General features: G+C 72.6%; 7 protein-coding genes. 6 read left to right on the top strand and 1 reads right to left on the bottom strand.

The genetic code is table 11. The annotated features are described in order from the left end of the window. Window positions 1-102 precede the first annotated feature (102 nt). Complete coding sequence (locus FNH08_RS03925; protein ID WP_322723618.1) at window positions 103-843, bottom strand: GNAT family N-acetyltransferase; 741 nt, start codon at window positions 841-843, stop codon at window positions 103-105. A gap of 318 nt (window positions 844-1,161) precedes the next feature. On the opposite strand from FNH08_RS03925, the gene FNH08_RS03920 reads away from it, so the two are divergent. The 6 genes from FNH08_RS03920 to FNH08_RS03895 are packed head-to-tail and all read left to right on the top strand — an operon-like array spanning window position 1,162 to window position 10,193. After that, complete coding sequence (locus FNH08_RS03920; protein WP_152769828.1) at window positions 1,162-1,800, top strand: 4Fe-4S single cluster domain-containing protein; 639 nt, start codon at window positions 1,162-1,164, stop codon at window positions 1,798-1,800. Beyond that, entirely contained in the window at window positions 1,790-3,190 is a 1,401-nt protein-coding gene (locus tag FNH08_RS03915) for a coiled-coil domain-containing protein (RefSeq protein WP_152769827.1), read from the top strand. Before FNH08_RS03920 ends, FNH08_RS03915 begins: the two co-directional genes overlap by 11 nt. A gap of 6 nt (window positions 3,191-3,196) precedes the next feature. Next, window positions 3,197-5,734, top strand: coding sequence for an AAA family ATPase (locus FNH08_RS03910; protein ID WP_152769826.1), 2,538 nt, complete (start codon window positions 3,197-3,199; stop codon window positions 5,732-5,734). Next, the gene (locus FNH08_RS03905) at window positions 5,721-7,337 is read left to right on the top strand and encodes a WD40 repeat domain-containing protein (protein WP_152769825.1); all 1,617 of its coding nucleotides are present in this window, start codon (window positions 5,721-5,723) and stop codon (window positions 7,335-7,337) included. The genes FNH08_RS03910 and FNH08_RS03905 overlap by 14 nt, the downstream gene beginning before the upstream one ends. Further along, window positions 7,334-8,245 carry a hypothetical protein gene (locus FNH08_RS03900; protein WP_152769824.1) on the top strand — a complete coding sequence of 304 codons (912 nt, stop codon included), beginning with the start codon at window positions 7,334-7,336 and terminating at the stop codon, window positions 8,243-8,245. Before FNH08_RS03905 ends, FNH08_RS03900 begins: the two co-directional genes overlap by 4 nt. After that, on the top strand, window positions 8,238-10,193 hold the full coding sequence (locus FNH08_RS03895) for an Hsp70 family protein (protein WP_152769823.1): 1,956 nt from the start codon (window positions 8,238-8,240) through the stop codon (window positions 10,191-10,193). The genes FNH08_RS03900 and FNH08_RS03895 overlap by 8 nt, the downstream gene beginning before the upstream one ends. Window positions 10,194-10,225 lie beyond the last annotated feature (32 nt).

Genomic DNA, 10,225 nt, shown 5'->3' with positions numbered 1-10,225 from the left:
AGCTGTGTATAAGAGACAGGGGGTGGGACATGCGTCGCATGGGCCACACCTCCGTCCGTCGCGCCTGCCGGGGCAGCGCCGTACCGCGTATCTCGTCGTGAGTCACAACGGCCTGGCGCCGCGGTCTGTTCCAGGCGCTGTTGCGGGCGCGGTTCCCGTCGCCGTTCCGGGCGTACGCAACTGGAGGATGGTCGTCCGGCGGCGCAGGGTGAAGCCGATCGACTCGTACAGCCGGATCGCCCCCGTGTTGGCCGCGGAAGCGTGCAGCAACGGCTTCTCCCCGCGCTCCCTGATGCCGGCGGCGACCGCGCGCACCAGCCGGGTGGCCAGGCCCCGGCCGCGGTACGCCGGGTCGGTGCAGACCGCGCTGATCTCCGTCCACCCGGGCAGCCGGAGGCGCTCGCCGGCCATGGCGATCAGCCGTCCCCGGTGCCGGATGCCGAGGTAGGTGCCGAGTTCGACGGTCCTGGAGCGGAAGGGGCCCGGTCTGGTGCGGGCAACCAGTTCCAGGATCTCCGGCACGTCGGCGGGCCCGAGCCGTACCGCCTCGGGGGCGGGCTCGGCCCGCAGGCCGGTGTCGACCAACTGGACGCCCCGCCCGCCGCCGACCGTCTCCCATCCGTCGGGAACGCTGTCGACTCCCTTGATGCGGAAGGTGGTCGCCGGCCCGACGAGCGCGTACAGGTCGGCCCAGGCGGCCGGGTCCGCGGGATCGGCCAGCGCGCAGTACGCGTAGACGTCCGCCGGATAACGGGCGGCCCGGCCCACCCGCTCCGCGAAGTGGGCGTGCGGGCCCGCCAACGCGGCCCAGACGGCGTTGTCGAGAGGAAGGGGAAGGCTCACCCACCCTGTCTAACAGGCGGATGAGCGAAAGATCATTGCGGGCGCATGAAATCCCGGCGGATCACCGATAGCCACAGCACGCACCTCACGCTCACCTACTTACTCCTTTCCCAATCATTTCCGATCAGTTTTTCCCCTCTTTTGAAAGACCTCGAAAGCGGCCTCCGTCACCGAGAGGGAAAGGCGGTATGAAAGAACCCGTCGGCGCCGCTGACGTCGTGGTTCGGCCCCTTGACCGCCCTCACAAGGCGGTGGATTCTGGGTTGGCCCGGCGGAGCCGCCGAATTCGGCGCCCATCGGGCCGGTCGGGGGGATTCAATGGGGGCTCTCAACGTTGCGACAACATGGGTGGGCACCACCGCGCTCGGTCCCGGACGGCGCTCCGTCGTGTGGGTGCAGGGCTGCCCCTTCCACTGCGCGGGCTGCATGTCGCCGGACTGGATACCGGACGTGCCCGCCCGCTCGGTCGAGCCGGCCGAGCTGGCCGCCGAGCTCCTGGCCGATCCCGCGGTGGACGGCCTGACGTTCTCCGGCGGTGAGCCGACGCACCAGGCCGCGGGGCTCGCCGAAGTGATCCGCGCGGCCCGCCGCACCCGGGACACGACCCTCGTCTGCTTCACCGGCTACCGCCTGGAGCGGCTGCGCCACCGGCCGCCCGCGCCCGGCGTGGCCGAACTGCTGGACGAGGTGGACGTCCTCATCGACGGGCTGTACGTCGCCGCGCAGGACGACGGCCGCGGACTGCGCGGCAGCGGCAACCAGCGTGTGCACCACCTGTCGGGGCGCCTCGCGGACTGCGGCTACGACTTCGAGGGACGCTCCCGCAGCACCGAGATCGTCGTCGACGGCCACGAGGCACTGCTGATCGGCGTACCGCCGCCCGCCCTGCTCACCGTGTTCGACACGGCCGTCGAGCAGGTGCGGCAGTCACACATCGGGGGAGACCATGAGCGGTAGAAAACGCATCCAGGTGGACGAGTCGGAGTGGTACCGCCTGCAACGCGAGGCATCACGGCACAAGGACGTCATCCGCAACCTTCCGGCGCTGATACGCGAAGTGCGCCGGCAGACGGAGGACGACCTGGAACGGGTCTTCGGCGTCATCGAGGACCGCCAGCGCTCGGTGGAACAGGCCTTCGAGGGACTCAGCGAGCAGACCCGCCGGCTGGAGACCGAGACCCAGGAGCGGTTACGCGCCCAGGCCCGCCGGACGGCCGAGGAGCTGCGGGCCACCGCGGGGGAACTGCGCAAGGAGACCCGCGAGCAACTCGCCGAGCAGGAAAGCCGGTTGCGGGCCGAGATCGAGGCCGAGCGGCAGCAGCGCCGCAGGGACATCCGGCGGATCGACAGCGAACTGGGCGAACTGGTCGAGGACCGCGAGCGCGCGGCCGTCCTCGCCCGCGAGGCACTCTCCGACGCACGCACCCTGCACAACCTCATCCGGGGCACCCTGCCGCACGAGCAGTACGCCCCCGGCCGGCTCGACGGCCTGGAGGTGACCCTCGACCGGGCACAGGTCAACATCGCACAGGGCCGGTTCGACGCGGCCCTGGCCACCGCGCAGGGCGCCCGTCAGGAGCTGGGCGAACTGCGCCTGGACGTGGAGCACCGCGAGCTCGAGCGGCAGACACTGCGCGTATACGCACGGGAAGGGCTCCTCCTGATCGAGCGGCTGGTCGAGGACAGCGCACGGCAGACCGCACGCGACGAGAAGGACGAGGCGCTGGAGGGATTCGACCTCGACGTCGACTACTGGACGCACGGCGAGCTCACCGCGCTGCTGGAGGAGACCGAGGCCCTCAGACGGCGCGTCGAGGACGAGGAGCGTCCGCCGTCCGCCGACGAACTCCGTGACGTCCTGCGAGACCGGGCGCCCGCCCTGCGGGAGCGCCTGGAACGGATCGTCGAGCGCGCGGGCCGCCGCCAGTTCGCCTCCCAGGAACGGGTCAACCTGGCCGAGTCGGTCGTCCGGGCCCTCGAACGCATGACGGCGTACGAGCTGGACGCGACCACCTACGCGGGAGGCGACCAGCGGGACGCCTACTTCGCCCGCCTCGTCCACGGCAACCGCAACGCGATCGTCGTGGAGGTCGCCCCGGCGGCCCCCGACTCCGGGGCGTCGGTCCTCAGGGTGCTGTCGTACGACCACGACACCGCCTCGAGCACCGAACTCGAGGAGCGCGGCGTCGAGTTGACCCGGGCCCTGCGAGAACACGGCATTCCGGCGGCGGACCCGCAGGAGGAGCCGGGAAGGCCGGACCCCGCCTACACCGACTTCGACGCGCTGAGCAGGCGGCGGGCGCTGCCGAGTACGGCCACGGACACGCAGACGGCCACGGAAGGCTGAGCCGGGATGACCGGCCCGCTCGTCGAGCGCCTGAACGGGTTCCGGCTGCCGGCCGGCGATCCTCTGTTCGTCGTGCACGGCCTCGGGGTCGACGACGTCTTCGTCGGGCACGACTACCGCGTACGAGGCATCGAGGAACTGTTGTGGGAGGTGCTGCACCAGGCGGGGTTCTCCCGGATCGTGTACTCCTCCCTGTCGCAGCCGCTGTACTTCCGCGACGTGGCGTCCCGGGACCTCTCCCGTCCCCGCCGTCGTACCGCCCCCGCGGCCGAGCGCAGGATGATGCGGCCCGAGTTCAGCGGTCCCCTGGGCCGTCGCGTGGTGCGCGAGAGCGCTCCGCCCGACGAAGGGCAGCTGACGGTGCCGGGTCCGGCGGCGCCGGCCCTCACCGATCAGCACCGGGTGATGATGCTCGACCACCTCATGAAGCAGACCGAGCACCGCACCGCCGTCGTGCTCGGGCACGCCGAGGAGTCGCTGCGCCACGACCGGGCCGAGCGCGCGCTGGCCGGTGCGCTGGCGGAGTGGGCCCAGCACGGCGACGACCACAATCTGTGCCTCCTCCTCTTCAGCCGGAACACCCTCGACGACGTACAGGAGTTCGTCGGCGAACTGCGCGGCCTGCCGCTCCTGGAGAGCTACCTGCGCGACCAGAGCGGGCGCTCCGCACGCGGCGCCACCGCGGCGATCGGTCTCCCGCACGCGGCGGAGCTGGAGCGCCTGGTCCATGTGCTGCGGCTGCGGGAGGGGCTGCGGATCGGCGACTGGCGCGGACTGCCGCTCACCGTGCGGGCGATGGCCGCCGCACCCGAGCGGGCGAAGAACTGGCGGGCGATGCTGCGGCAGCTCGTGAGGGACGAACGCCCGCTCGACCTGGCCGAACTACGCCGACGGCACTGGGTCGGCGGCAGCTCCCAGGACGACCGGGGGGTCTCCGACCGCATCCGGGACATGGTGGGGCTCAGTTCGGTCAAGGAGCACCTGGAGCGGCTGCGCTGGCGGGTGACGGCCGAGGCCGAACTGCGGGCCAGGGGCCTGGTCACGGCGGCCGACAGCGGCTCACCGCATCTGGTGTTCACCGGCAACCCGGGGACCGGCAAGACGACGGTCGCGCGACTGGTCGGGGAGATCTACCGCGACCTCGGGCTGCTGAGGCGCGGGCACCTGGTCGAGGCGGAAGTCCCCGACCTGGTCGCCGGGGTGGTCGGCGAGACCGCGATCCGCACCAACCGTACGGTGGACCGGGCGCTCGACGGGGTCCTGCTGGTCGACGAGATCTACCGGCTCAGCGACCAGCAACGCGGCTTCGGCCAGGAGGCCATCGACACCCTGCTCACCCGGATGGAGAACGACCGCGGCCGGTTCGTCCTGATCGCCGCGGGCTACCCGGACAAGGTGGAGGAGTTCCTCGGGTCCAACCCCGGCCTGCGCAGCCGGGTTCCGGCAGGCAACGTCATCCGCTTCCCCGACTACGAGCCGGCCGAGCTGCACGCCATCCTGCTCGCCCAGCTGCGCGCCGTGGGCCTGACCTGGACGCCCGAGGTCGAGGAGCTGCTGGGCGAAGTGACGCGGGGACTGTACGCGACGCGCGACGAGGAGTTCGGCAACGCGCGTGCCATGCGCGACCTGACGCAGGAGCTGAAGGACCGCTGGGCCCAGCGGGTGCGGGGAGTCGTCACCGAGCCCGTTCAGCCCGCCGATCTGCCGGAGCGGTACCGGGCCCATGTCCGTACGGCGGTGCCCGACGTCGACGAACTCCTCGCCGAACTCGACGCGTTGGTGGGCCTGGCGCCCGTCAAGGAGATGATCCGTGACCTGGTGGCGCGGCTGCGGTTGCTCCGGTCGCACGGCGGCGCCGCCTTTCCGCCGCCGCATCTGCTGTTCGTGGGCCCGCCGGGCACCGGAAAGACGACCGTGGCGCGGCTGGTCGGCGGACTGTTCCGCTCGCTCGGCCTGCTGGCCCGCGGCCATCTCGTCGAGGTGACCCGGGCGGAACTCGTCGCCGGGTACGTCGGCCAGACCGCCCTCAAGACCAAGGAGGCCGTCCGGTCCGCCCTCGACGGAGTGCTGTTCATCGACGAGGCGTACAGCCTCTCGCGCGGCGGGCACGGGGACTTCGGCATGGAGGCCGTCGACACGCTGACCCGGGAGATGGAGCACCTGCGGGGCCGGCTGGTGGTCGTGGCCGCCGGTTATCCCGGCCCGATGGAGGGCTTCCTGGCCGAGAACGCGGGTCTGCGTTCGCGCTTCACCGAACGCGTGCCGTTCCCGCACTACTCGGGGCCCGAACTGGTGGAGATCCTGCGCCGGATGGCGCGCGGCCGCGAGCCGGGTTACGAGCTGTCGGACGCCGTCGCACGACGGGCCCAGTCCTGGCTGGACCGCGAACGCGTCGCCCATCCCGCCGACTTCGGCAACGGCCGGACCGTCCGTGTGCTGTTGGACCGGATGGAGGCCCGGATGGCGCGCCGGCTCGGTCCCGACGTGTCCGCCGGTCGTGCGCCGGCCTTCGCCCCGGAGGACGTGCCCGATGGCGACCAGTGAGGCGACGGCCACCGCCGCCCCCGACGCGGTCTGCCCGGTGTGTCTTACGCCCGCCGTCGGCGAAGCGGTGTGCGCGCACTGCCGCTGGGCCCTCGAAGGGCCCCTGGTCCTCGGTCGTGCCACCCCCGGGATCCGGGCCGCCTTCGACGAGCGGCTCGCCACCGCCCGCCGCCGCCTCGACCTCCGGGCCGCCGCCCGGGCGGCGGGCTACCCGGCACAGGGCGACCCGAAGCGACTGGGGCGGCTGGAGTCCCTGGTCCGGGGCGGGCCCGCGGTGCCCGGTGAACGGGACGACGTACTGCGGGAGTTGGCACTCGACGACGTACCGGGGCCGGACGTTCCGGGGCGGTTGCCGGACGGTGTAGTCGCCGAGATCACCCCGCGCGGGCTGCGGACCGTGGTCGTCCGGGACGGCATCGAGGACGCCGCCACCGCCGAGTGGCCGTGGGCCGACCTGGTGTCCGGTCTGCCGGGGGACGAGGACGAGGCGCTGTTCCGGCTGGCGGGCGGCATCGGCGAGCGGACGACGGCCCTCCCGGAGGTGCGCGAGCCGGCCGACCTCGGCGCCGCCGCCAGGGCGACCGTACTGGTCAGCCGACTGGCCGGCTGGCCGGTACCCGAACGCCTGCTGGCCCGGCTGAGGCGGCGGCTGCCGGACGCCCGGCCTCTGTATCTGCCCGCCGCCGAGCCGCAACCGGGCCCCTTGCGCCATCCGGCCGGGTTCACCGCGGCCGTCTGCGGGGGCGGTCCCGCACCCGGCGAGGTGCGGTTCGCGGGCGGCGGTGCCGACGGCTCCGTGACGGTGTGGCGCCTGTGGCAGCCGGAGCCGCTCGCCACCCGGGCCCTGCACAACCGCCGGATCACCTGCGTGGACCTCACCGAGGACGGGCTGTCCGTGGTGTCGGGCGGGCAGGACGGGGCGGTCCGCCTGTGGTCGTTCGGCGGCTCGGGCCGTGTGCGGGTGCTGACCTGGCACAACGGCTGGGTCAGCGCGCTGCGCCGGCGGGGCGGTGTGGTCTTCAGCGTCGGCGACGACGCCCGGCTCCGCCGGTCGGTCATCGGCGCGGCGGGCACCGAGAGCGCTCCGCTCGCCCAGGTCGGCTGGGCCTCCGGCGACGCGATCGAGGCGACCTCGGACGGCGGGACCGTCTTCGTCGGGGGCTCGGACGGGGTGGGCCTGTGGGACGGCACGACCGGCAGGCCCCTGGCCCGCCTCGCCGGGGGCCACGCCGTCACCTCCCTGGCGCTCGACCCGGCCGAGCGGCTCCTGGCGGTCGGCTGCGCCGACTCCGTCGTACGCGTCTTCGGTCTGTACGGCGACCGCGCGCAGGAGTCGCAGGTCGACGGCCACTCCGGCGCGGTCCGTCATGTCGTCCTCGACGCCGACGGAGCGCTTGCCACGGCGGACAACGCCTCCACCGTCCGGTTCCGCGCCGCGCACGGCGGACCGGCCGTGGTGCTGGGCACCCACCCGGCACCGGTACGCGGCCTGGCCCTCACGGGGGACGGCCACCTGATCGGCGCGGGGGGCGACGGTCTCGTACGGACCTGGCCCCTGCCCCGCACCCACGCACGCCACACCTCAGGAAAGGAGGGGCCGTGAGCGAGAACTATCTGAGTGGCGCCTTCCGACAGCCGCGCACCGAACTGCAGTTGGCCCTCGACGAGCAGACCGGAACGGAGCACGTGACGCACGCGCTGCGCGCCGTGCTGACCCGGCTGGGCCGTCTCGCGGAGGACGACAGGGACCTCGACGCGTCCGTACGGCGACAGCTCTCCGCCGCCGTGGACCTGCTGCGTGCCGCTGTCGTGGGCACCCTGTCCGCCGTACGCGCCCCGGCCGTGCCAGAGCCCCGGAGTCCGCGGCCGCGCCGGTCGCCGTTCCGGATTCCGCTCCCCGGTTTCGGCTCCGACGACGAGGAGCGGCGCTGGGCGCGGGAGCGGGAGGAGGACCTGTTGCGCTCGCGCCGGCCCGTCGTGCACACCGGGTCGTTGCTGGACCAGGTCCAGGCGGCGCTGGAGGCCGCCGACCGGCTGCTCGCCGAGGCGGAGGTGCCACCGCCGGTGCGGGTACCGATCGACTGGCACGAGGACGCCGAACTGGTCAATCTGATCCGGGATCTGATGACGGCGCACAGCGAGGGCGACGGGGAACTGGCGCTCCGCCGGATCGACCGGCTGCGCAAGGATCTCGCGCTGCGGCACGACATCGAGGTGGTCGACTTCGACGGGTCGAACGAGTGGATGTTCACCCTGGGCACCAGTCCCGGCGTGACGGGCGGGGGCTACCGGACGACGCAGCCCGCGTTGGTGATGAGGGACGGGCGGATCCTGCGCCGCGGGGAAGCGGTCGGACCCTCCACCGGGCCACCGGCGCCGGACACGGACACAGGCACCGGCACCGGCACCGGTATTGGCACCGGCACGGACACGGACACCGGACACGACGAACGGTCCGGGCAGGGCAGCGAGAGCTACAACAACGGGGGCAAGGAGCACAACCATGACTGAGGCGTCCAGCAGCGTGGTGGTCGTCGGGTTCGACCTCGGGCACGGCGAGACCGCGCTCGCCAAGACCTACACCGACAAGACGGCATCACCCGTCGTCGTGGACCTCGGGTCGACGGGCTCGGGCCGGCAGCACGTCACCGCGGTCGGCGAACACCCCACCCGCGGGGTGCTGGTCGGCCGTGAGGCGATCGACGCGAGCGGGGTGACCTCGCTCTACCTCGCGTTCAAGTCGCCGGAGATCGACCGTGACGACGTCCGCACACCGATCCACCTCTTCGTCGACAAGGTCGGCCGCGACGCCCGGGAGCGGGACCAGGACCTCTCCGGGCGCCGCACGGTCCGCTGGGTGTTCGGCGCGCCCTCGGGCTGGGACAAGGAACTGCGGCGCTCCTACGCGGAGTTGCTCGGTCAGGCGGGGTTGGGCGACGTGGAGGTGGTGCCGGAGTCCCGCGCCGCCATGCTGTACGCCCGGGACGCGGGTGAGGTCCAGGTGGAGCAGGGCCAGTTGGGCGGCACCGTCCTCGTCATCGACCTGGGCTCGTCCACCGCCGACTTCACCAGCCTGCTCGGCTACCAGACCGGGCCGCCCCTCGACACCGGTCTGCAGCTGGGTGCCGGCCTGATCGACCGGACCATTCTGGAGCGTCAGCTCGACCGGCACCCGATGAACGAGCAGCTCCAGGAGATCCTTCAGGAGTCACGCTTCGAGCGACTGCGGCTGGAGCTGATGTGCCGGGAGGCGAAGGAGACGTTCTTCCGTACCGACCGGAGCCGGTTCGTGGACGACCCCGAGGCCACGGTCGGGGGTGTGCGCAAGATGCCCACGCGCTCGGGCAGCGTCTACTTCGAGGTCGAGCTGACGGCCGCGGAGATGGACGCGGCCGTGAACGCGCCCCAGCCGAGCCTCGGCGGCCGCACCTGGCGCCAGGCCTTCCGGGACTCGCTCGACGACGTGGCCCGCACGATGGGACAGCAGCCGGACATGGTCCTGCTCACCGGTGGCGCCTCCCGGATGCACTTCGTACAGGAGGAGGCCCGGGAGGCGTTCGGCGCGGACCGGGTGCTGCTCGGCCTGGAGCCCGAGGTCGCCATCGCCAAGGGGCTGGCGCTGGCCGGACGGATGAGCGTGCGGGCCGACGGGTTCCGGGCCGACATCCGCGAGCTGCTCCAGAGCGACCGGATCGGGTCGCTCGTGCAGGACCGGCTGGGCGACCTCGGGCAGCGGCTGGGCGAGGCGGTCGCCGACGGCATGACCGAACGTCATGTGATCCCGGCCTTCCGCCGCTGGCGCAACGGGGAGATCGCCACGCTCGACGACATGGCGGCGGGCATCTCCCGGGCGCTGCACGCCGAACTCACCGAGCCCGGCAATGCCAGGCTGACCGCGGCGATCGCCGAGTGGCAGAACGGGCTGCGGCCGGAACTGGAGGAACTGACCCGGCCGATCTGCCTCCGCAGGCACATCCCGCCCTCGGCGATGGAGCTGCCCGCCGTACAGGTGAGCGGCGGCCAGGTCAACGTGCCCTTCGACTCGGCGGCCGCCACCGAGGTCCTCGACAACATCGCCAAGGTGGTGAACGTGGTCGTGGCCGGGGTGATCGCCATGGCCCTGTTCGGGGCCGGCACCGCGATCATCGCGACGACCGGGCCGTTCGCGGTCATCATCGCCTTCGTCGTGCTGCTCGTCGGAGCCAACGAGACACGGGAGGCAGCGATGGCGAAGGCCCGGCAGGCGAACATCCCGATCATGCTGCGCAAGGTGCGCAGCGAGAGCGGTCTGGTCACGAAGCTGCGCCAGGGGGCGGAAACCCAGGAGGCCGAGCTGGCGCGGGCGTTCAGTGCGCAGTTCCTCGACAGTGGCGGTCAGGTGCTGGTCGAGGAGATCTCCAAGGGCATCGCCCAGGACCTCGAAGCACTCGCCGACGACGCGGAGTTGCTCATTTCCTGACGCAGCACGACATCACCACGCCACCCGACGTC

The sequence above is a fragment of the Streptomyces spongiae genome (assembly GCF_009377185.1).
GTDB classification, from domain to species: domain Bacteria; phylum Actinomycetota; class Actinomycetes; order Streptomycetales; family Streptomycetaceae; genus Streptomyces; species Streptomyces spongiae.
This window is presented reverse-complemented; position numbering and strand designations above follow the sequence as displayed.